Source organism: Anaerovorax sp. IOR16, assembly GCF_017168145.1.
Classification (GTDB): Bacteria; Bacillota; Clostridia; order Peptostreptococcales; family Anaerovoracaceae; genus IOR16.
In genome coordinates this window covers 1,117,184-1,139,505 of the sequence record NZ_JADQTL010000009.1, presented here as the reverse complement: position 1 = coordinate 1,139,505, position 22,322 = coordinate 1,117,184, and the positions used below count along the sequence as shown (strand labels likewise).

Here is a 22,322-nt window from a genome sequence, read left to right as displayed (position 1 = left end):
AATCATTAACAATAGAAATATAATGCAGTTGCAATCATTTTTAATAGCAATGAAAGGTGGTGTGAATATGTTATCTAAAAAATATGTTGTTCAAAAAAGCTTCAGAATTGATGCTAAATTAGAAAATGATTTAGAAAAATTATCTGAACAATTAGGTAGACCGCAAAACGAATTAGTAAATCTTTCATTAGAAAATTTAATGAAAGATAATAAGCATTGGTTTATTTTAAATGCTCTTGCCGATATGGCAGAACATTTCATTGAAGGAGGTAATGATAAATGTGAATTTACATTATCAAATATTACAATCAAGTTGAAAGTTTTAGAAGATTGTTCTGTTGATTTGTACTATAAAAATATACATGATGATGGAGAAATCGAAGAATTTAATCAGAAATTCAAAGATAGTCCAAATCTTTCCGAAACACTACGAAAACGTCTTATAGAACTAGGAATTTATATTAATATACATTCAGAAGATATTAATGAATACCTAACAGAACGACTTAATTACAGATAATATAAAATAAGAGACAATCAACAAACTTGCCAGTAGGGATTATCTCTTATATACACTATCACACAATAGTATATATTTATTATATACTGCTTGTTTTAAAAAATCAATGATTGCAAATAAAAACAAGGAGATATAAAATGAATAATTTAATGATTTTTAAAAATGAAAATTTTGGACAAGTTAGAGTTCTTGAACAAAATGGAGAACCTTGGTTTGTTGGCAAAGATGTAGCTTTAATACTTGGATATAATGAACCACGAAGTGCTGTGTCGAAAAAAGTTGATATTGAAGACAGAGGTGTTGCCAAAATGGCAACACCTTCAGGAATCCAGAATATGACCATCATTAATGAAAGTGGTCTTTATTCTCTTATTCTCTCCAGTAAATTACCAAGTGCTAAACAATTTAAACGTTGGGTAACATCCGAAGTATTACCACAGATACATAAAACTGGTGGATATATACCAATCACAAATGAAGATGATGAAAAATCAATTTTAATTAAAGCTGTAGGTATATATGAAAGAACTATCAAAGAAAAGGATAATTTTATCTCTCAACTAAAACCTAAAGCAGATGAATATGATATATATCTAAATTGTGACGGAACTTATAGCGTTAATCAAGCAGGAAAAATACTTGGTCTTGGTGAAAAAGTATTATTCCAAAAATTACGTGATATTAAGCTTTTATTTTATCAAGGTAAAGATAGTGTTCCATATGAAAGATATATAAAATCAGGATATTTCACTACCGTTGGTACATATGACAGAAGGGGAGTAGCACACACCACAACTAGGGTCACGCCAAAAGGTGTTTCGTGTATTTGTAAGAAACTTAAACTTACAATCAAGGAGGTAGCATAAATGATTTTTGCAATACCTCAAACAGAAAATTTAGAAGTTTACAGTTTACCAATTACAAATGAAACACTAACAAATGATACATATTATGAATCAATCGCTTTATTTAGATTTCGTAACTATATATGTATTCGTTTATTAATTCCAAAATCATATGTTTTAGATGCTTATAATTTTGATGTTTATATAGTAACAAATGGTAGAAAAGCAAGTGTAATTTGTATAAATAATGATACATTTAATAATGTTTCTAAATACATCAACAAAACTCCAATATTTGAAGGAAATGAAGAAGAATTAATCTTTGCAAAATATCGGGGACAGTTTCAAGTTTTGTGTAAACTCAAAAATCTGATATAAGATATGTGAATAGTTACTTAAGGGCAGAGTCAATTTTGGGATTCTACCCTTGTTTGCATTATACAATGATTTTTTTGCATGTCAATAAAACTTGCCGAACAAGTTGTTTTTTAGAAGTTGAGATTTTTTAGTCTTTCCTCAAAATAAATCTCTAACTGGGAATATATCCGTCCCCAGTCCCTACGATATCCTGTCCACTTTTTTGTGATATCTATCGTTGCCAGATATAGCATTTTTAAAAGGCTATCGTCAGAAGGAAAAATTGTCTTGCTTTTTGTTACTTTACGAAGTTGACGATTAAATCCCTCAATGGCATTTGTGGTATAAATAAGCCGCCTAACAGCTTCAGGATATTTAAAATAGGTTGCTAAAGTTGACCAATTATCATGCCAAGATTTATAGATTTTCGGATATTTTACATCCCATTTTTCTTGAAACAACTCCAATTCATTTAGGGCTAATTCTTCTGTTGGGGCAGTATAGACTCGCTTCAAATCAGCCATCAGAGCTTTCAAATCTTTGTAGGATACAAATTTAGTGGAGTTACGGATTTGATGAATAATGCACTGCTGTATCTCTGTTTCAGGATAGACTGCTTCAATTGCTTGTGGAAATCCACTTAGTCCATCAATACATGTTATTAAGATATCTTTTACACCACGATTTTTTAGCCCATTCAGTATAGAAAGCCAGAATTTAGCATTTTCATTTTCACCAACATACATACCTAAAACGTCCTTTCTACCATTCATATCAATTCCCAAAGCAATATACACAGCCTTTTTTCGTATTCTTCCTTCACTACGAACGTGGAAATGAATTGCATCCATAAAAACAACCGCATATACTTCTTCCAAAGGACGTTCCTGCCATTCCTTTACAATCGGTATAATTTTATCAGTAACTCGGCTAATCGTACTGTCAGAAATATCAATGTCATATAACTCACGCATATGGGATTCAATATCATTTGTAGTCATACCTTTTGCATACATGGAAAGTATCCTTTCTTCCATATCTTGCGTAACGGTATTTTGATATTTCTTGATAAGCTGGGGTTCATATTCTCCATTACGGTCACGAGGAATAGCAACATTCATATCTCCATAGTTTGTATGCATGATTTTAGAAGAATATCCATTCCGACTATTGTCGGTTTCCTTATTCCGATAGTCATATTTTGAGTATCCCAGTTCGTCTTCTAATTCTCCTTCCAGAGAACCCTCCAGTAATACAGACATCATATCACGCATAACAGAATTGACATCTGTACCATTTTTGATAGGAATATCATTCTCTTTTAAGTATTCCTGCATCATTTTTCTGATTGCTTGTTTTTGGGGTGATTCTTTTCTTCTTTTGGGCATAAATAAAACCTCCAAACTGATATATTTATCTTACATCAGTTTAGAGGTTTACACAAACTTTAGGATACTCCCAAATATCGTGAGCTTTTATCTAAATAATAATATGAGAGCCATCTTTATGATGGTTCTTATTTTCTCATTAACCCAAGAGAGGGGAGTCTTATAGAAGTAAGTATGCAGTCTTTAAACTCATACATAGACCTATCCATTTTGGTCTACCAGTCCGACTTTACATCAATACATATAAAATGTACAACCCATTGAAGCCTGTGAAAGTTCTCCATATCATTTTTGACTTAGGAGATTTCTCTGCTGACCCTAAATTAGTCTAATATCTTACGTGGATAGACATAGCACTTAGGTTCTCACCATATGCTTAATTATCTGTTTTCTTTATTCATCACTGAATTGGTTTCCCTAATACGTTCACGCTTATCGTTTCCAATTACGTTGTAGTCAGATAATAATTTTTATTTAGTTCCCAGCATTTTCGGGTTTACGCCACCGTACTCATAGAGTAGGGCAGGGCATATTTCACGTTTGAAATACCAGTATTTGATAATGCAGATAATGCACCAGATGCAACAACTGCAAGAGTTGGAATTGTATGTAGATTTTTTACAAGTGCATTTAAAAGTCCTAAAAATCCTGTGCCAGTATCTATAGTTCCTTTTACAAACTCACCATCTAAAATATTAGAGGATAATTCTTCATATTGAGCTGAAAATTGAGCCTGTTTCCCTTTAACTGAATCTAAATATTTTTCATTTTCTTCAAGTGAACTCAATAAATTCAACAAGAATCGCAAATTCTTGTCAGTTATTAACTATATAATTTACCAAAGTAGTTGATTAAGCTACTTCTATTGGTTTTATTGCACCATATTTTTCTAATTTACACCACAAAAAATATTCCATATCATCTTTTTCCCAATAAGGTATACGAATAAGTGGAATATCATTTTCTTCGCAATATTTATTTTTAATACTATCATGTAATTTTACATATTTTAATTGTTCTTCAGCTTCTTTATCAGACATAGAACCATATCTTATTGGTTTATAATGACCTTCACCATCATATTCTATTAAAATATTAAAATCTGTCAAATACCTATCAAATGGTAAAACATATTTATCTTTACAATCTTTAAATGTTTTCTGTGCTTCACTATTATATCCCCATTTATTTAAAATTTCATCAATTTTATTTTCACCTGTATAAATAGCATATTTTGGACATCCAGTTTTACTATTTAAAATTTTAGCTGGAGCAACATACCAATCATAATTATGAATTAAACACCTTACTTTGATTTTTGTATTATAATTATAATATTTTTCAAGTGGAAATAAATTTGGATTTATTTCTTTAAGTTGCTTTAAAAATGTTTCATTTGATTTAACTTGAGCATTATAACTTTTTATTTTATTACATTCTGAACATCCAGACTTCCCGTGTAATAAACTATTTGGTGTGGTATACCATATATTTTCACAAATCTTACATTTTACTTTCATTTTAATAAAAACCCCTAAATATTCTTCCAGTGGTTCTATATTTTTATTTATAATACTTAACTCTCTTAAAAACTTATCGTGAGTTTTCGTTGAATTTATGTTTGAAATAATTTGACCACAAATTGGGCATCCTTGTCCACATAATAAACTATTTGGCGTTGGTTCCCATTTATAATTATGTATGTTACATAAACATAAAATTGGTGTTTTTGCATCTATATATTCACCCAATACAGTTATGTTATTGTTTATATTATATAATTCATCTTTAAATTCTTTTGTGGATTTGTATCTGCCAATACAATATTGACATCCAGCTTTATTTCTCTTTATGCTAGCGTAATTTGTAAGCTGAATTCCTTTATCTCTATGTCTGTTGCAAATATAATAAACATAAGTTTTTCCTTTTATCGCTTCAGATTTAACAAATTCAAACCCTTTGCTTTCGCATAATGTTTTAATAATAGAGTCTTTAATTCGCCTTTTGTTTATTCTTTCCTTCGAACAATATTTACATCCTTGATTTCTATAATGAAAATGGCTATAATCTATTTTTTGAATTCCAAATTCTTTATGCTTATTACATATATAATCTAATTTATCATTTATTTTAGCATATTTAGTACTAATTAACGTATAGCCACGTTCTTCGAATTCTATTTTTATTTTTTCAATTGCATATTTTTTAGGTATTTCTAATCACTCTACTTTCTATCATTTGATATCTTTATAAAATATTCCTAATGCATTAAATAAATCTAAATTTTTAGTATATTTATAAGTGCTTATATTATTTATTTCTTTTACAAAGGAATATTTAATTCCGATACTATCTAAATATCTAACTTCTTTTAAGTATTGAGTTGAATATTCTTTATCAAATTTTTTCATATTGTTTCTCCTTAGAGATTAATCACTTCTCTATTACAAATATTTTATAGTTAATAACATCTTATACTTTCATATAAGTTTAGACCATTTCTTCACCTACCGACCTTTACGGTTTAGGGCATACCTTTTCCATTTAAGGGATTTTCACCCACTCCATAAGCTTGAGCCGTACTCCTATTGAGGAATTTCCTCCCGACTTGGGGATGGTCGTTGAACGTTTTCCATATTGTATAAAACAACTTAGGAACTTCGCTGCACGAACAGCCAATCCCTACGTTTTAAAACCTTCATAATGTGATTTCTCCATTATTGTGGTGTAGGGCTCTGTTATATCATATTAAATTAAGCGTATATGATATAACGATAGGATTGTCCTATCGAGGCATTACCTGCAATTAAATATGTTCTATTATGCACATTTCTGTACATACTGGCAGTTTTGTTTGCCAGCGGCATCAGAAGATGACTTTAATGCATTTTGTGCATCCTTCATATTTTTCAATATTGATGCACCAACATTGGCTTGCCTCTTACCAAACATTAGCTCTAATGCATCCATTTGGTCTTTTTGAGTCATACTATCCCAAACTTTAGACATTTCAAGGAATATTTGATAAGTTGATTTAAATGTATCAGCATCTAACATTATATCGACTTTGCCTTTAGTAAGGTTTAGTAGTTGAGTCTGTAATTTAGTAACTGATTCTGCCGCACCTTCTGCATCTTCGCCAAGTTCCTCCAACTTGCCTCGACTTGAAGTAAGCCTTAAAGCTGCGGTACGCAATGCAGTTCCTACAATTTCAGGATTCTGAACTATTGCGTTAGCACTTGTAATTAATGCAATAGATTCATTAATATCATTCCCTGCTGTAGACAATGCTGAAGCAGAACGCTTTAATGCAGTACCAATTCCTTGAGAGGTTATTGCAAAATTATTGCCCACTTCATTAAATTTATCTACAATAGACATAGATTTAGAAGCTTCGATGTTGAAAGCTTTCATAGTAGAAATTATACTTTCGCTTGCTTCGCTAATATCAGTAATTCCATCACCAACATTTTTGTATATAATTGCGGAGTCGGCAATTGATTTAGCTTGGTCTAATGAATAACCTAATCTTGCAAAGTCGGCAGTAGCATTAACTCCATCTACAATTGTAGCACCAAGGTCTTTTGCTCTTTTTGAAGCATTATCTAAAAATTGAGTATAAACCTTATCTGTCTCTTCTGTAACTTTCTTTAGCTCTGTCATGGCGGTATCTAACTGAATAACATGTGTAACCATTTGCTTTAGTTGTATCCAAGCACCAAGCATCACTGAAGCAGCACTAAAATACACAGTTAATTTCTTAAATTGTTCTCCAAGTTTGGTAATATACCTTTGTCCAGTCAATCCACGCTGAATAATCTCTGTATCTAATTTTTTAAAATTATTCCTATATTCTTCAAGATTTCTCACATCTTTATTAGATAGGTCGGTTTGAACATCGGATAGTAAAGAGCCAAATTTTGATTTAAACCCACTATCTGTTTTTAATCTATCGTTTGTTTTTATGTATTTTAAAATTTCTATTTCAAGATTCTTTAAAGCTTTAGTTTTATCGTTGATTTTATTAACATTTGCACTAAAAGTTTTATCAAGTGACAGATTACCTTTAGCTAATTTCATTGCACTATCTACTCGATGAATATTATTTATAAACTCTTGCAACTTTTTAGGGTCGCCAACTATTTCTTCCGACAAAGATTTAATTGACTTCTTACCTGTTGGGTTATATTTTTGAATACCATCTAGCGATTTTTTAAAATTATCAAGAGCATTAATAGATTCTGGTTTAATATCCGTCAATCCTGAAAGAGTGTCAAATTGATTTTGAAATTTATCAAAACTATTCTTATATTGACCGCTATAAATTTTATTTAAATTAGATTGAACTGATTTTAAAAGTTTTTCATTTAAATCATTGTTTTTATTAGACTTAACTTCTTTTTTATCTTTTTTATCTAATTCTTCATTTAGCTTCTTTATATTTTTGCTTACGGTTGTATACGCAAGACCTAATTCTTTGACTTTCTTATTTGATTCGTCAGCGGATTTTTGCATCTTGTAATGTTCAACTACAACCTCTTGAGCACCTTTTTTATAATATTGTATAGTTGCAGACAAACCGCCTTTTTTTGAATTCTTTATATCGACTTTTCCTATATCGAAACCTTGTAATTTTGCTTTTTCTGTAGCAAAACTATTAAGCTGTTTATATAGGGATTTCATGTCTTTTGTATCTAAATTTACTTTAATTTCTGGATTTTTTACATTTTTAAAAGCATTATCTACTTTTTTTTGAATGTCGCCAGCATTAATATCTGGGGATAAAGCATAAGCGTCTGTTGCTTTTAAATTTTTTAATACAGAACCAAGCTGCTGACTTAATATATTTTTTGTTTTATTTATATCAATAGAAACTTGAATACGTGGCATTTTACTACCAGTAATCTGTGTTGCTATTGTTTTTAACTCTTTTTGTATTCGTTTTCCTGTGTCACCATCGGCACTAGCACCGCCAGTAACACCAAAATCGACTCGAAAAATTTCATCAGCCATATTGCATAAATCACTCCTTTATCAAAAAAATAAAAAACGTGATTCATGCAACCACGTTTACTTTATTTGTCATATGAAATTTCCGTTTCATCACCATAATAGGTCTTTTTATGTATCCTTATTGACACCCCTTTAGGTGCAGATTGTAAATATTTTTCAACTCCATTTTCTACGAATGGATAACCACTAAAGTCTGTGAATCTATCTATTTTTTGATGTGATTTATTCCAATGCCATCCATCTTCAATAAGCAACGGAACGTATGCTTGTGTATCTTTATACACGACAGAATCATGATAAACTAATCTTTCATCAAATGTTATAGAAAATCCATTTAGAGTTTGCACAATAACTAAAGAATTTTTCAAATTGTCTGTACGAGAATAAATGGTAGGGGAGTATGAAGTATAATAATTATCAATTTCTTGTTGAATGCGATCTTTTAATTTATCAACTTCATCCTTGACATTTTTAGCAATTCCACTATTGCCATTTTTAACATTTTTTTCTACAAACCTATCATATCTATCTTGAAATTCTTTAGTTTTCATATATTGGTTTAATTGTTCTTGAATACTTTTTGCCACTATATCACTTCAATCCGTGTTGAGTTATCTCACTAGAATAATAGAGTAGAGTAGCCAAACCAAGAGACAACCAAAACCATTTATTTTTTATCCAAAGACGAATATTAAATTTACCTTCATCATCAACTTTGTCTATCTTTTCTCTTGTGTCAGTTACTTGATTTTTCAATGAATCCACGTTTCTTTCTAATGCGTCCATTTTTGTACTAGAGTCTCTTATTTCTCTTTGCATCTCAACCATTGTATTTTTCATCGATTCCATTGTTTCTGGGATTTTTGACAAAGCTTCTAAAATGGTAAATATTTTTTCTTGCTTAACAGCAGTAGATTTATCTAGTTTAGTAAACTGATTATCTAAATCTTCTACATCTTTTTCCAACTTTTTTATTCTATTCTCGTGGTCTGGATGGAATGGGCATTTATTTTCACTCATAGCATTTACCTTTCTGTTTAGTTAAAAATAATACCTACTGCTAATTAAACAGTAGGTATTTAATGGTTGTTTATGTATTACTTCAATTCACGATATGTCATTGCTCTATCGCTATCATTTAAGGTGGATGTTGTAGGGTCGTTAGTAACACCTAAAAATGTTAATACCGCCATGAAAGCAGTTCCAATCAAATAAGGATTCGATACGAATGTTTTCAACACATCTAATATGCTATTCCATGTGGATAAATCTACTGTCTTAATACCCATAGCAGCCAAAACAGGGGAGAAGATAACACCAATTAAACTAATCCAAAATAACGGATTCTTTACTCTAACTTTCCAATTCACTTTCATAATTTTACCTCTTTCTTTAATTATTTCATAGAAATGACTTTGTTATTTTTTTCTTTTAAGTTTTCACGAACAATTTTCAACGATTCATTCTTAAACTCATCAATAAAGCCATTAATCTTTTTAGGAGTGATTTGTTTTAAAATCTTATTACCACCACTTTCTAAAATTGTTGTAAATTTATCAGTCAAATTTGTAACAGATATAATAAAATCATTGATATTTTCTAACGTTTCTACCTCAGTTGAATTTTGAGATAAGACTGCACAAATTTTTCTTTTATGAAATTCAATCTTTTCATCAATATTTCTATTTATTCTTGCATACACATCGCCACACAAATTTTTCACATTACTAACTATATTTAATTTACAAATAATTTCATAAATAGCGTAGGTATCTTCAATGTCATCTGGAATATCAACACCATTTTCTATAAAAATTTTAGCAAACATGATTTCCATTAAACATTCACGCAGAGTAGGGGAGTAATTCATTCCAATAAAAGAATTTTCAGCAACAATGTCAATAATTAAGCATTCCTCTGATTTAGTGATATTCTCTTTGATTCCAAATTTAAAGTTACCACAATCAAATTCAATCCCATAATTTGTTTCAATTTCTCCACCGATATATTCTAAATTCTCAATCTGTTCTAATGTAATTTTTCCCATATATATATCCTCATCTTTCATATTTTATTTAAAAATATTACCAATATTTACTTGTATGATAATTCTGAATATTATTTTATAATTAACTTGTAAATGGGAATCCTAACCACCCGAATAGTACCCCATTTACAAAAGGGATGAGAGTATTTTCCATACTTCTTATCCCTTATTTCTTTATTTAAATTTACTACAAACACCATCTTGTATCTCTTCTTGAATTCTTCCTTTTTTTGCTTTTATTAAAAGACTACAATTATTTTTATATCTACTACAAGTGATGCAATTACTTTCAAACGATTGTAATTGTTCAACTGATTGGAATATCCCAACATAATCGACAGGATAAATAGTAATATCAATATGAGGATTTTTTGAATCATAAAATATACCATTTACTCTTTCACATGTAACATTATCATCTACCCAAATTTTTTGAGTCTCCGTAATTGCGTCTAAGAGCAACTTAAAGTAGTTATTTGGGTCTTTATCAATTCGGTCAAAATAAAAAACACAATCAATATAAAAATGTTGTGTTTTATTTGGAATTATATTCCATTGTTGTTTCTCTATTTCTTCATTTATGTATTTTGCAAAATCTTTCTTATATTTTTTAGCTTCTGCTGTTTCATACATTGACACCATTGGCTTCTTACCAGACATAAAAACTCGTGGTTTTATGTAGTGGTTCACCGAAACAGGTATAGGTGACACTAATTTTAATTTTTTCATGCAATCTCCTTATTTTCTTCATAATATGCAAACCTATATCCACCAGTTGTCTTTCTTTCACCTTTACATACTTTTACAATATTTCCACTATGTATATTATAGAATTTTGCACATTCTATTAATGAACCAAAAATTTTATTTGTATTTAAATTAATAATTGATTTTGCACATGGACTTTTTGAGCCCACAAATTTACCTAAACTATTTTGTCGTAATTTTTCTTTAGTTTCTTCACTATGATGTTTTCCATAAAATGGATTCAACTCTCTTACCATTTTTTTATGAGCTTCACTTATAGCTTGTCTAGCTTTTAATGAGTGTTTTTTACCATAATTAGGAGCTAATTCGCCATATTTATGTACATCATATAATGGATGGTTTACACCACATAATCCATTACCTGTATCCCCACCTTTTGAAATGTTATAACCATAATTCCTATTTGTTGTGTTATATTTTTCAATTAATTTAATTTAATTTCAATTTCCTTTGCTTCATTAACTTCTAAATTTTTGTGTAAAATATTATGTTCAAAATTATCCCACCCATATTTTTTAATTGAATTTTTAAAATATTTATTTTTATAATTTTGACCTTGTGTTCCGCATCTTCCATTAAGCGTTTGACATGTAATACCAATATATCTCTTACCATTAATCTTATTCACATGTTCGTATACTATATATGGCTTACTCAATATTTATCATCCTTTTCTTTGAAAAAAATAGGGATAGACAGCACATTTAATGCCATGCTATCCCTATAATTTATTTTTTAAATTTATTAGTTTTCTGTGGTTTTATCTCTTGAGTTTTAACATTGTCTATTTCATTATTAAATAGAGTAGGGGGCTCATATATATCTTTAATAGCCCTATCTTCAAGAACGAGCTTTAAAAACTCTCTCCCACATTCTTCAGAACATGCTACTGCTCTCCAATGAAAAGCATTTTTATCTTGAATACAATCAAAGCATGGAGTAAACATCTTTCCACATACCTTACATGGTCTTTGAACCTTAGTCATTTAATCACTACTTTCTCTACTGAAATACAATGAAATCCCATAATTGGTTTCCACCTGTACATCCACCAGCTAAAGATTCTGCTTCAAAAGCCTGAGTGGAAGGGTCTTTACCCATAGTGATATCAAAAGTACCATTAAAGTCTGCACGATTAAAAATAAACTGACCATGATACATATTGTCACAATTATCTTGACAAGTCACATCAATATACAATTTCAACACCTTACTGTACTTATCGGACTCATTGGAAACTTTTGCAGACTCTACTTCAACATCATAAAATCCAACAACTTCAGAACCATCTGTCAAATCTCCTGTGAAGAAAGCTAACGCCTTTGTAGTTGGGTTATATGTAAATTCTCCAGTTTTTAAGGTTTCTCCACTTGCAACTTGTACAATTTTTTCACCCATCGCACCAGTAGATGTTTTCTTGTATAGAGTTCCAATCTCAGCACCAGTGACACCTTTTGCTTCAAGTTGTGTTACACCTGCATTTCCCGTAACTGTGATGATATCAGTGGTTCTTATCTTATTGGTACCAGATGTAACAGTACCGCCAGTCATAGCAGCTAATGCTCCACCTACCAATAAACCATTAGTCCCTTTGACAATTACTGCCTTATTCTTCTTTAGAGATGCAATTTTTCTACCACCTCTACCAGTCACATCAACCTTTTCTTCAGTGTTGGAAATAGTTGCATCAGTCAATTCGTCCATGATTAATTCTAATTCATTTGCATTGTTAAAACCTGTAATTTTATCAATTTCTGTAATTATTAATTTATCAATATTAATCATTGTTTTCCTCCTTATTTATTGCAATAAAAAAGACTATTGCTAATAGTCTTAACTTTGTATAGACAACCATGATAAACATGATTTATCTGATATTTTAGAAGTATCAATATTCCCCGTATAAACTCCAACCATAGTATTATCAAACGATATTTTTGATTGTATCTGCTTGAAGCTTTGATTAAATTTATACAAAGACAAATTCATGACTTCTTCGTAATTATATTTAAATTCTGTAGTATTTACCAATGCTATAACTAAGCTTTCTAAATATGGTTTATATCCTTCACGCATACTACGTTTTAGTTTTTTCTTTTCTTTTTCAAGAAGATATCTTTTTGCTTCTTCATTAGCTGGTTTAATCACTTTTTTTTCTGATAATGTTATTTTACGTAATATTTCAACTATCTGCGAGTATACGAACATATCTATCATAATGTTATTTGTTTCATTATAAAAAACAGTTTCGCCATTTTGATTGTTTATACCCATCTCAAAATTAGATGTATTCATGTCACCGAAAAACAATGATAAATCTTCAGATTTCAACATATCAAACAACATTAAAAATAAATCGTAATCTTTTATTTCTGTAAAATCTATTCCCACCTTATCAAGCTGAACCATATGAGAAGATGGAGTTGCAATTAACGATGAAAGTATAGAAAAATATGTTTGTTCATCATCTAATACTTCTCCAACGGTTGGGATTCTTACATATAATTGAGGTGTTATCGGAACTTTGCCGCATTTTAATAAACTTATTTTATTTCCCATTTTTCTTACCGTCATAGTAATCTTTTGCTTTAAAAATAAGAATACGACCCTTAAAATTATCAGCCAGAGTATATGGGGCATTGCTTATTAGTTTCACTTCATTTATACCAAGAACATTTTCTTGTGCTATTAAATTATCCAATACACAAACAACTCTGTCATACCAAAGAGATGTAGAATCTACTAAGTTGTCTATATGTGTTGAAATAAAAAACCATATTGTAACAGTTTTATATGTAGGATTCATTACATCAGAATCGGTTCTTAATTCGAAATTAATAAAACTCTTTTTTGTTTCTGTTGTATCTGGTATAAATTCATATGGATAAATAGCATTATGCCAAAGTGATTGTGGGCTTTCTGTATTTCCTAGCAATTCGCAAATACTATCAGATTCAAGAAGATATTTCTTAATTAAATCTCTATATTCAATTACTTCATAACTTTTAGATTTCCCCAAACAATCACCCCTTAATATAATCCTTTTATCTGCATAGAAATTTCGGCTTGCATATTTATATTTGTTACTTGAAGTTTAACGATAGAACCAATTGCATTATCGTTATCAATTGACAAAATAATTTTATTATTATCTATTATTTTTGTTATATCATAATTGCAAATTACATTCCAAGAAGCCACAATATCTGGTACTATATTTCCGTCTATATCCTTAAATACTGCATTAAATTCTTTTGAAGAACCACCACTTGTCAGACTTAAACTCTTATAAATAATTTCACATGAAATATCACTTCTATCTTGATTTTCAGATGGGGTAGGGGAGTTGGATATATAATCACATATCATATGTTCCAAACTATCCTTATCTTCATCAAATAGACCAGATTCCACATTCAATATAAGTAATTTATTATCACCATAACTATTTGTTTCACTATCAAAACCAGTAACATTATAAACAATACCAATTTCGTCACCATCTTTGTCGTATGTTTTTTCAATCAAGAAACGCATATCTTTGTAGATTTTCATTGTATATTCATTGTATGGTAATATAATTTGAGTTTTACCGACTGGAACAGGTATTTTAGTATCTTCTTTTGATATATATTCCGAATATGTTTTAGTGATAATTCCCCAATAAGAATAAATAGTGGGGGAGTTGAGTTGAAATTTAAATAGGTGATTGCAAGGTTTTATAATATGGTTTTGATAAATATTATCATGTAAAATTTTCTCTACAACCAACCAATATAAATTATTCCAGAATAATGTATCACCAACATTTAAAGTTTCATTTGGCTTTGGTTTAATATTACAGTTTTTATCTTTATCAAAAGTGATAATAAAATCTTGTGCAATTCCATTTCTTAAAATTTCATGCTCAATATTTATTGAATCATAAAAACTATCATTAAATTGACGTTTAACATCTGCAATTTGTGCATCTTTTACATTTGTAAAGTCGGTCATTCCTTGAATAGCACGAAAATAATTAATGTCTAAATTCAAAGTTATCACCGCCTATTCATCATATAAAGGATAATTGATGCCTTTTAATTTCCCAGTGATTCTATCTCTATTAGAGTATTCATCTAGGAGTTTTCCATTCTTTTCACATACATCCTTGTACATTTCCATAAATGTTGAACGTGCATTACTTGGGTCGAACACTTTTAAATCAGATGAAGTAAAATTTACATTCAAACATTTCAATTTCGCAATATCTCTATCTAAATGCATCTCATACATCAATGAAGATATTAAAAATATTTCTTGACCAGTCCAGTCATTATTAAAAATTTCCGATATATCATCATAATCGTAAAAATTAATATCAGGAGCACAGCATAATGTCAATTTTCCAATTGCTTCTTTTAAATATCCCTTTGCTCTTTCTTTAGCTATTTCTAATGATTGCTCTGGTGTGAGATTAATATAATTAAAAAAATCCCTATCTTTTTCAATCCTTCTTAAAAAGGCTTCAATAGGAATTTTATATGGAGTTGACATTTAATACACCTCCATTCTTATTTATTTTTAGGCGGTCTTCCAGCGGATTTTTTAGTTTCTTTTTCTTTCTGAGGTTCATCCTCTTTAGTAACTTCAGCACTATTAGAGTTTATTTGAGATTCAAATATCTTTTTCATTTCTTCCATTTGATGCATCAATTCCTCATTTTGTTTCTTTAGTAAATCAACATCTTCTGAAATTTTAGGAGATGCTTTTAAACTATCATTTTTAGATAGTACGATTTCTGTCTTTCTCTTTTTTTCAGACAATTCTTTTTCTCTAAGAGAAATTACCAATTCTACACGATTAGAAATATCGATGCCAGCATTTTTTAATCCTGTATAAATACCAACAATTCTGTCAAAATAAATCTCATTATCTATTAATAAAATTTCTTCAAGCTTTTCTTTAGTCGGATTTAAAATAATATCTTCAATTTGTAGGTTAGTTAAAATATTTTTCCAATCCTTAATTCTTAATTCTTCATATATATCTTCTTGATATTCTTCTTCAAAAAATAACAATCCATATTTAAAAGCGTATCCATTACTATTTGCAGTTATAATTTCATCAATTGTTAATGGAAGAACAGAGGGGGATTCATTTGACCCACCATCAATTAAATAGCTGTCATGTCTAGTAGAAATAGAAACTGGATTAGTATTATAATTTAAAACCAAATATGATTTTTCTTTTGCTAACGCCATTTTATTCTCCTTAAAATTTATCTCTCTCTTTTTGATAGAGATAGTCCTTATAATAATTCAATTCAAAAGTTCCTTCAAATAAATAAAATTTCTGATTATTGCGTTTATTAATTCCAATACATATAGGAGTAAACCCATTTGAAATTAAAGCACGTTTCAATCTATTTGAATAACAGAAAAATAATTTTTCCATAATAATATCCTTAATATAGGGAGCATATAATAACTCCCTATATAATTAATTTTACGCTAATACAACCTTGCAAATCTTTTCAAGAGTATCGGCATTAAAAGAATATCCAAATTCAAAACCAGTGACTTTAATTTTAACGATTTCATTATCATCATCCATCGTTTCATAGACACGAACATCGCCCTTCATATCACAATCACCAATTTTGCCAGCAATACCATACATTCTTTTATCTTTTAACTGTGTAGAACCATCGGCTAATTTGTGAGCACCAGAAATCTGTGCCATTGTAACTCCATCATAAGAGCCAAGTCTACCTGTTCTATGTACTTCATTTCTCATCTCATCAGAAACAAAACCAGTCAATTTACTTGCTGCTTGGATATACTTAGACAATGTCACAATCACGCCTTGACCATCTGCTCTATCATTAATATATAAAGCCATAGCATCCATAGTTGCTTGAGTTGGTTTAGCCGTAGTTTCATTAATATAGTTTTCTGCACCAGACTTAATTCCAGTATCAACAATATTAAATAAAATCTGGAACATTTTATTTTTCAGTGTTTCTACAGCAAAATTAGTAAGAGTAGCTACTGTTTTCCATCCATTTCTTCTTAAATCAGCATAAGAAATATCAGTTTCAACCTGAAGATGCTTCCATGCTGGTTTTAATACAGAAATATCTAAGTAGCTTCTATCTACATTACCGCCTTTAGCAGCTTCGTATGCTTGTAACTTATTCTTAGCCATGACCGTTGCTTTATAATCATCAAATTCACCAATAGAACCACGATTAAACATCATGTCCAAAATTTCTTCTGGAGCATTATATACTTCCTCTTCTACGGTTTTTCTAATAAAAGAAGCAATCTGACGGTCTGGGTCTGCTCCCGTCTCACCGATTTCTTTAGCCCATTTATCAAGTTCAGCTACAATTTCTTTTTCATCATTGGTTAAGAGATTTGCTTTATATTCAGTCTTCTGTGCAATCTCAAACATATTTACATTTGCAATCTTTTCTGCAATTTCATGTTTCAACATATTCATTTTCCTTCTTTCTTATTTAATATTATTATCTATTAAGCATTTTTAATAGGTGTATCAAGAATCTGAATTTTAATTAACGCATGACCATTATCAATATAATCATCAGCATATAAATATCTTGATGCAACTGTAGACGCAGCATCAATCCAAGTACCATCCGTATCAGCCATCAAAACCTTACCCCTTGTAGGCTTCTTGGCGTCTGTACCGACAGCATCAGTTGCTATAATTTCACCATCGGTATATTTAGGAAGCTTAATAAATTCTCCAACTTTAACATCTACAAACTCTTCGTCATAATCAGAAAAATCAGTTCTTGCAGTATTGATACCAGTTGGGATTCGTTCTTTATTTACTAAAAATAAATTATCTGCTGTACCAGTCGTAGGGAATTTAGCTTCCTTTGTAGTATAATCTTTCACTACAGCCATCCCAGTTTTCATAGTAGTCTTTGCTTTAAAATCTGCGGCAATATTTTTACCATTAATTACCTGTAATTCTCTTAACATTTAATTACCTTCTTTCTTAAATTAGCCTAAAATGGCTTTCATAACGTCTTTTGAAGTTGCTTCATCTTCATCAGATGTAATATCAGCTTTTACAGAAGAAGTTTCAGGGTTTTCTTTTATCTCACTTACTTCTGTAGTCGTTTCTTGATTTGTTTCAAGAGAAGCCATAAACTTATCAGCCATTAAATTTTTTATTCCAGATTCATCAATATTTTCAATCATCTGTTTAATTTCTGCCGATTCCAGTTCTTCTGCTGTAAAAAGATTACTTTTTTCGATTTTATGTAATAAATCTTTACGTTTCTGGACTGTTTCAGCTTCAATTCTTTCTTGTTCTGCCTTTTCGCAAGCTTCTTTAAATGGAGTAAGGTTTGCAATTTCAGTAGATAATTCCTGATTTTTTTCATTTGCTTTTACAAGTGCGTCATCCTTTTGAGATAATTGTGAAACGATATTATTAATTTCTCTTACCGAAACAGATAGTTTTACATCTTTAGGTTCAGATAATGTAACTTCATCATTTGTCACTTCATATGTAAATAAAACAAAATCCAATTCACTTTCTCTGTCATCACGTTCTACCCAAATCGTTTTATCAATAGGGAAGTGGAATGCAATATAACACCAAACATCCAATTTCGCTCTACAAGCATTTCTTAATTTTTTTCTTAAATCCCATTCTGTTAAAGAAGCTTGTTCGACTTTTTCTTTTTCCTGTTCACTTTTGTCAACAGGAGTTTCAATAGTAGAATCTGATACTTCTGTTTTTACAGTGGTTTCTACTCTTTCTTTCTTTCCATCCAAAATATTTTCCTCCTGTTCTTTAGATGTGTTATTTGAACTTAATGCAATATCTTGAGATAAAGCATTAAACAATTCAAAACTACTATTTTCTTCTGCCACTTCTAACAATCTTGAACTGTCATAAGCAGGAGAAACATTTTTACCTAAAATGCAATGTGCTGTAAATTTGCCATTATCAATAACTTTTACATCAGAATCCAAATGTGCTTCACTTACTAAAATTTCCCAACTACTATATAAAGTTCCGCTATTAATTCTATCTATAATTAATTGGCAAGCTTTTGGATATCTTCTCCAGATTTCTGCTGTTGCAGTAATACATTCAATACCATTTATCTCTTCAATTGCACAGCTTATAAATGTACCAAATGCATTAGTATCAAATTCAACAAACTTTATTAAATTTCCATTTTTATCAATTTTAGAAATAATTTTCATATTATGCCCTGAAAAATCAGAAGTGCCATCATATGAAGTAACTATTTTGCCAACTAAAGGTTGATTTATAATCGTCGCAAACCAATTTTCAATCGTTTCACGGTTTAATTTCACTTTATTTTTATTAACATCAAAATCACACAACACAAATTTTGCTATGATATTTTCATCTTCAGATGCTTCACTCAATTCAACATAATTTGAGAATAAAGTAATTTTATCCATCGCTATTCACCTCCTTAGTTATCCCAAATTCATAACCAAGCTTAGATAATTCATCTCTGTCAATTTCTTCATTTTCTCCATTAAAAAAATCAGTAGATATTTTTCCACTGACCAAATCAATTTCAATGATATTGCCACAACAAGGGCATCTAATTTGAACTCTATTCATTTATTATTTTCTCACTTTTTTATTGTAGTTTTTATCATCAGATTGTTTGTCTAAATTTTTACTATCTGAAGGAGCACCTACATTTTTATTTAAACCACTGTTTGTATATTGTGAATTATGAGGTAAAAATACTTCTGAATCTAAATTTTGTTCATTTTCGGAAATACGTTTTTGTTTTTCGTCTTCAAGAGAATATCCTAAAATATCAAGAGCCGTACTCATTGAACAATTTAATTTACTATAAAGTAATTCAACTAAATCTTTTTTCATTTCCATATCCATTGCTTCACTGTCTATAATTTGTATAGTAGGAAGGTATTCTAAATCGATTCCTTCATTTTCAAACAATACTTCATACCAATCTTGAACAATTCTTTCAAGTTGTTGAGATATAGAATTAATAGTCTTCATTAGCTGGTCTAATGATATATTCGCTACAGAAAAATTAGCTACATTAGTGTCTATAAACCCTATACCAAGTGTTGTCATAATCTTACTTCGATAAATATTAATTTTATCAGCATTAGTATCATCTACTTTAGGTTCTACATAAACAACTTTTTCAACTTGCGGAATAGAAGTATATACGACAGTTTTATTTTTCCACGCACTGCATAATTCGTTATGTGCGTGAATAGCATATTCGAAACCCTTTTTGTTTAAATCAGAGCCCAGACATTCTTTACGCATAATTTGATGTATAATTTTCTTAGCTTTAGCTTTAGCATTAGTATTATCACTTTTCTCAAAATTTTCAAGCATAAGGGCTGATTTTAACGCTCGAAGAATAGGGGATACCCCATACCTTCTACCCATATTTCCAATTCTTATTACTCCAGTATATTTTGTATCCAATCTAACAACAGTTTCTTTATTTTTATAAGCTTTATAAACTTCTGGTGGATAATTTGCTTGGATATCCTTTTCGATATTTTCAAAGAAAATTGGTTTTTTCTTTTTATCTTTTTCATATGTCTTTTTCAATCTTGTTTCAAGTTCTTTGATATTAATTTCAACAACTGGTTTCCCACCGTATGTATATTCACTCATATATGCAACACCGATAGGATAATGGTCTACAATATAACTATTTCCGTTATTTCTTAAACAAACAATATAAGTACCGTAATACAAAAGTTATAAAACTCTATAAATTTTATAAAATTTCATTTCTTAACTTTATACTTTCTGTTTCATTGTTCTCTATTTCGATAAATCTACTCTAGTTTGATGTAGAACTCCACAGACTTAAAATCCTCAGTACGGTCTGAGTACATATTTAACATGTAGTTAAATTACATTGCTAAATTTCTTAAATTTATGCTTGCGTTCAAATCTCTATCTATAATTAGACCGCAATCTTCACAAACATATATACGTTCACTTAAACTTAATTTTTCTTTGATACAACCACAATTTGAACAAGTTTTACTACTAGGATACCATCTATCAGCAATAACTAAATTAATTCCATACCAATTACATTTATATACTAATTGCCTACGTGTTTCATAAAATTTAGCTTCATTTATAGATTTAGATAAATGTCTATTTTTTCTCATACCATTAACATCTAAGTCTTCAATTACAATAGCTTGTGGATTTAAATTAATTAATGATTTTGTGAAAGTATGTATATTTGTCGTTAACTTATTGTTAATTTTTTGATATTGTTTCAAAATTTGTTTTTCAAGTTTAAGCAAATTCTTTGATTTCTCTAATTTTACAAACTTGATTTTCGTTTGCTTAGAATAATCAATCATTTTTTGATATCGTTTTGATGCTCTTTTCTTCAATCTTTTTAATTTCTTTTGTTCTTTCTTTATATTAGGTTTTTTGCATATTATTCCATTAGAACATGTCGCTAAAGTTTTAATTCCTAAATCAATGCCAACAGATTCTGTTTTTGGTTTAGTATTTTTATAATCTTCTAATTCTACTGATACACTAAACCAAAAATTTATACCGTCAAAAGATAATTTGTGGTTATAATATTTTATATTTTCACCAATAGGAATATTATGTTTATGACTTGGAATCCAACCTAATTTTTCACATCTAATTCTTTTCTTTTCGATTATAGTAGTTCCTTCATGTGTTGCACATGACTTTTTACTTCTTTTTTTAGATTTAAAGTTAGGATACTTAGCTCTGCCTTTAAAGAAATTTTCATAAGATTGTCCAGCATTTAAAATAGCAACTTTTAAAGCACGTCCAGATATTTCCTTTAACCATTCATTACCTTCTTGTTTTTTAAATTGAGTAAACATTTTAGTTAAATTATATCCAGATATAAATTTTCCTCCATTTTTATAATTATCTTGTTCTATTGCAATAGCCCAATTATACGCAAATCGACTAGCGTTACAAAACCTAATTATCTTCTCCTGTTGTTCTTTATTTGGATAAATTTGTGTTTTAAACCCTTTTATCATAAATTTACCTCCTTTCTCTTAAAATTAAATATAATAAAACAGTAGTTCATCACGCTACTGCTCAAATAAAATCTTATAAAATTTATAGAGCATATAACTCTTATATATTTACTTATAATCGCAACTTATAAGCATTATTTCGCTCACGCTAATAATCACTCTTTTTCAAGACGTGCGTAGACTATTTGTTCATCCTTATTTTCTATAAGGAGTCGGATTTTTCTTCCGCCATTAGCTTGCGGTTTTACTCTCCCACAAGGAGATAGTCGTTGAAGCTTTCCCATCGACTTTACGTTAAGGGAAGTGCCTGCATGAACA

Annotated in this window: 29 protein-coding genes; 3 read left to right on the top strand and 26 right to left on the bottom strand. The window is 29.7% G+C overall.

Features of this window, described 5'->3' with window-relative positions:
- The first annotated feature begins 67 nt into the window (after positions 1-67).
- From I2490_RS09540 to I2490_RS09530, 3 genes are all read left to right on the top strand, one after another.
- Positions 68-520 (top strand): hypothetical protein, encoded by a 453-nt coding sequence (locus I2490_RS09540; protein WP_206459463.1) that lies wholly within the window; start codon positions 68-70, stop codon positions 518-520.
- Positions 521-657: 137 nt separating this feature from the next.
- Positions 658-1,386 carry a phage antirepressor gene (locus I2490_RS09535; protein ID WP_206459462.1) on the top strand — a complete coding sequence of 243 codons (729 nt, stop codon included), beginning with the start codon at positions 658-660 and terminating at the stop codon, positions 1,384-1,386.
- Positions 1,387-1,743: a hypothetical protein gene (locus I2490_RS09530; RefSeq protein WP_206459461.1), complete on the top strand. Its 357-nt coding sequence runs from the start codon at positions 1,387-1,389 to the stop codon at positions 1,741-1,743.
- A gap of 110 nt (positions 1,744-1,853) precedes the next feature.
- On the opposite strand, the gene I2490_RS09525 is transcribed toward I2490_RS09530, so the two are convergent.
- The 26 genes from I2490_RS09525 to I2490_RS09400 all read right to left on the bottom strand — a co-directional run bounded on the left by I2490_RS09525 (position 1,854) and on the right by I2490_RS09400 (position 22,004).
- Positions 1,854-3,110, bottom strand: coding sequence for an IS256 family transposase (locus tag I2490_RS09525; RefSeq protein ID WP_442859719.1), 1,257 nt, complete (start codon positions 3,108-3,110; stop codon positions 1,854-1,856).
- Between the two features lie 496 nt (positions 3,111-3,606).
- Positions 3,607-3,897: a hypothetical protein gene (locus I2490_RS09520; protein WP_206459460.1), complete on the bottom strand. Its 291-nt coding sequence runs from the start codon at positions 3,895-3,897 to the stop codon at positions 3,607-3,609.
- A 64-nt stretch (positions 3,898-3,961) separates the two neighbouring features.
- Entirely contained in the window at positions 3,962-4,861 is a 900-nt protein-coding gene (locus I2490_RS09515; protein ID WP_206459459.1) for a hypothetical protein, read from the bottom strand.
- 483 nt (positions 4,862-5,344) lie between these two features.
- The gene (locus I2490_RS09510; protein WP_206459458.1) at positions 5,345-5,521 is read right to left on the bottom strand and encodes a hypothetical protein; all 177 of its coding nucleotides are present in this window, start codon (positions 5,519-5,521) and stop codon (positions 5,345-5,347) included.
- Positions 5,522-5,930: 409 nt separating this feature from the next.
- The gene (locus I2490_RS09505) at positions 5,931-8,123 is read right to left on the bottom strand and encodes a phage tail tape measure protein (protein ID WP_206459457.1); all 2,193 of its coding nucleotides are present in this window, start codon (positions 8,121-8,123) and stop codon (positions 5,931-5,933) included.
- Positions 8,124-8,185: 62 nt separating this feature from the next.
- Positions 8,186-8,710 (bottom strand): hypothetical protein, encoded by a 525-nt coding sequence (locus I2490_RS09500; RefSeq protein WP_206459456.1) that lies wholly within the window; start codon positions 8,708-8,710, stop codon positions 8,186-8,188.
- Positions 8,711-8,714: 4 nt separating this feature from the next.
- A complete protein-coding gene (locus I2490_RS09495) occupies positions 8,715-9,143 on the bottom strand; it encodes a hypothetical protein (protein ID WP_206459455.1) in 429 nt (142 codons plus the stop codon).
- A gap of 77 nt (positions 9,144-9,220) precedes the next feature.
- Positions 9,221-9,499: a phage holin gene (locus I2490_RS09490; RefSeq protein WP_206459454.1), complete on the bottom strand. Its 279-nt coding sequence runs from the start codon at positions 9,497-9,499 to the stop codon at positions 9,221-9,223.
- A gap of 20 nt (positions 9,500-9,519) precedes the next feature.
- Entirely contained in the window at positions 9,520-10,170 is a 651-nt protein-coding gene (locus tag I2490_RS09485; RefSeq protein WP_206459453.1) for a hypothetical protein, read from the bottom strand.
- A gap of 174 nt (positions 10,171-10,344) precedes the next feature.
- On the bottom strand, positions 10,345-10,899 hold the full coding sequence (locus I2490_RS09480; RefSeq protein WP_206459452.1) for a RusA family crossover junction endodeoxyribonuclease: 555 nt from the start codon (positions 10,897-10,899) through the stop codon (positions 10,345-10,347).
- Positions 10,896-11,174 carry an NUMOD3 domain-containing DNA-binding protein gene (locus I2490_RS09475; protein ID WP_245157130.1) on the bottom strand — a complete coding sequence of 93 codons (279 nt, stop codon included), beginning with the start codon at positions 11,172-11,174 and terminating at the stop codon, positions 10,896-10,898. Before I2490_RS09475 ends, I2490_RS09480 begins: the two co-directional genes overlap by 4 nt.
- Positions 11,175-11,362: 188 nt before the next feature.
- Positions 11,363-11,596 carry a GIY-YIG nuclease family protein gene (locus I2490_RS09470; RefSeq protein WP_206459451.1) on the bottom strand — a complete coding sequence of 78 codons (234 nt, stop codon included), beginning with the start codon at positions 11,594-11,596 and terminating at the stop codon, positions 11,363-11,365.
- 70 nt (positions 11,597-11,666) lie between these two features.
- Positions 11,667-11,924, bottom strand: coding sequence for a hypothetical protein (locus tag I2490_RS09465; RefSeq protein ID WP_206459450.1), 258 nt, complete (start codon positions 11,922-11,924; stop codon positions 11,667-11,669).
- 16 nt (positions 11,925-11,940) lie between these two features.
- On the bottom strand, positions 11,941-12,723 hold the full coding sequence (locus tag I2490_RS09460; protein ID WP_206459449.1) for a hypothetical protein: 783 nt from the start codon (positions 12,721-12,723) through the stop codon (positions 11,941-11,943).
- Positions 12,724-12,771: 48 nt separating this feature from the next.
- The gene (locus tag I2490_RS09455) at positions 12,772-13,497 is read right to left on the bottom strand and encodes a hypothetical protein (protein ID WP_206459448.1); all 726 of its coding nucleotides are present in this window, start codon (positions 13,495-13,497) and stop codon (positions 12,772-12,774) included.
- Entirely contained in the window at positions 13,487-13,957 is a 471-nt protein-coding gene (locus I2490_RS09450; RefSeq protein ID WP_206459447.1) for a hypothetical protein, read from the bottom strand. Before I2490_RS09450 ends, I2490_RS09455 begins: the two co-directional genes overlap by 11 nt.
- A gap of 11 nt (positions 13,958-13,968) precedes the next feature.
- Complete coding sequence (locus I2490_RS09445; protein WP_206459446.1) at positions 13,969-14,973, bottom strand: hypothetical protein; 1,005 nt, start codon at positions 14,971-14,973, stop codon at positions 13,969-13,971.
- Between the two features lie 12 nt (positions 14,974-14,985).
- Entirely contained in the window at positions 14,986-15,474 is a 489-nt protein-coding gene (locus I2490_RS09440) for a hypothetical protein (RefSeq protein ID WP_206459445.1), read from the bottom strand.
- A 17-nt stretch (positions 15,475-15,491) separates the two neighbouring features.
- Positions 15,492-16,181: a hypothetical protein gene (locus tag I2490_RS09435; RefSeq protein WP_206459444.1), complete on the bottom strand. Its 690-nt coding sequence runs from the start codon at positions 16,179-16,181 to the stop codon at positions 15,492-15,494.
- Between the two features lie 10 nt (positions 16,182-16,191).
- Positions 16,192-16,374, bottom strand: coding sequence for a hypothetical protein (locus I2490_RS09430; protein WP_206459443.1), 183 nt, complete (start codon positions 16,372-16,374; stop codon positions 16,192-16,194).
- 51 nt (positions 16,375-16,425) lie between these two features.
- Positions 16,426-17,424, bottom strand: coding sequence for a hypothetical protein (locus I2490_RS09425; protein WP_245157129.1), 999 nt, complete (start codon positions 17,422-17,424; stop codon positions 16,426-16,428).
- 32 nt (positions 17,425-17,456) lie between these two features.
- Positions 17,457-17,933 carry a hypothetical protein gene (locus I2490_RS09420; RefSeq protein WP_206459442.1) on the bottom strand — a complete coding sequence of 159 codons (477 nt, stop codon included), beginning with the start codon at positions 17,931-17,933 and terminating at the stop codon, positions 17,457-17,459.
- A 21-nt stretch (positions 17,934-17,954) separates the two neighbouring features.
- A complete protein-coding gene (locus I2490_RS09415) occupies positions 17,955-19,400 on the bottom strand; it encodes a hypothetical protein (RefSeq protein WP_206459441.1) in 1,446 nt (481 codons plus the stop codon).
- Positions 19,393-19,569 carry a hypothetical protein gene (locus tag I2490_RS09410; RefSeq protein ID WP_206459440.1) on the bottom strand — a complete coding sequence of 59 codons (177 nt, stop codon included), beginning with the start codon at positions 19,567-19,569 and terminating at the stop codon, positions 19,393-19,395. The genes I2490_RS09415 and I2490_RS09410 overlap by 8 nt, the downstream gene beginning before the upstream one ends.
- A 3-nt stretch (positions 19,570-19,572) precedes the next feature.
- On the bottom strand, positions 19,573-20,619 hold the full coding sequence (locus I2490_RS09405; RefSeq protein ID WP_206459439.1) for a hypothetical protein: 1,047 nt from the start codon (positions 20,617-20,619) through the stop codon (positions 19,573-19,575).
- A gap of 245 nt (positions 20,620-20,864) precedes the next feature.
- Positions 20,865-22,004 (bottom strand): RNA-guided endonuclease InsQ/TnpB family protein, encoded by a 1,140-nt coding sequence (locus I2490_RS09400; protein ID WP_206459438.1) that lies wholly within the window; start codon positions 22,002-22,004, stop codon positions 20,865-20,867.
- Positions 22,005-22,322 lie beyond the last annotated feature (318 nt).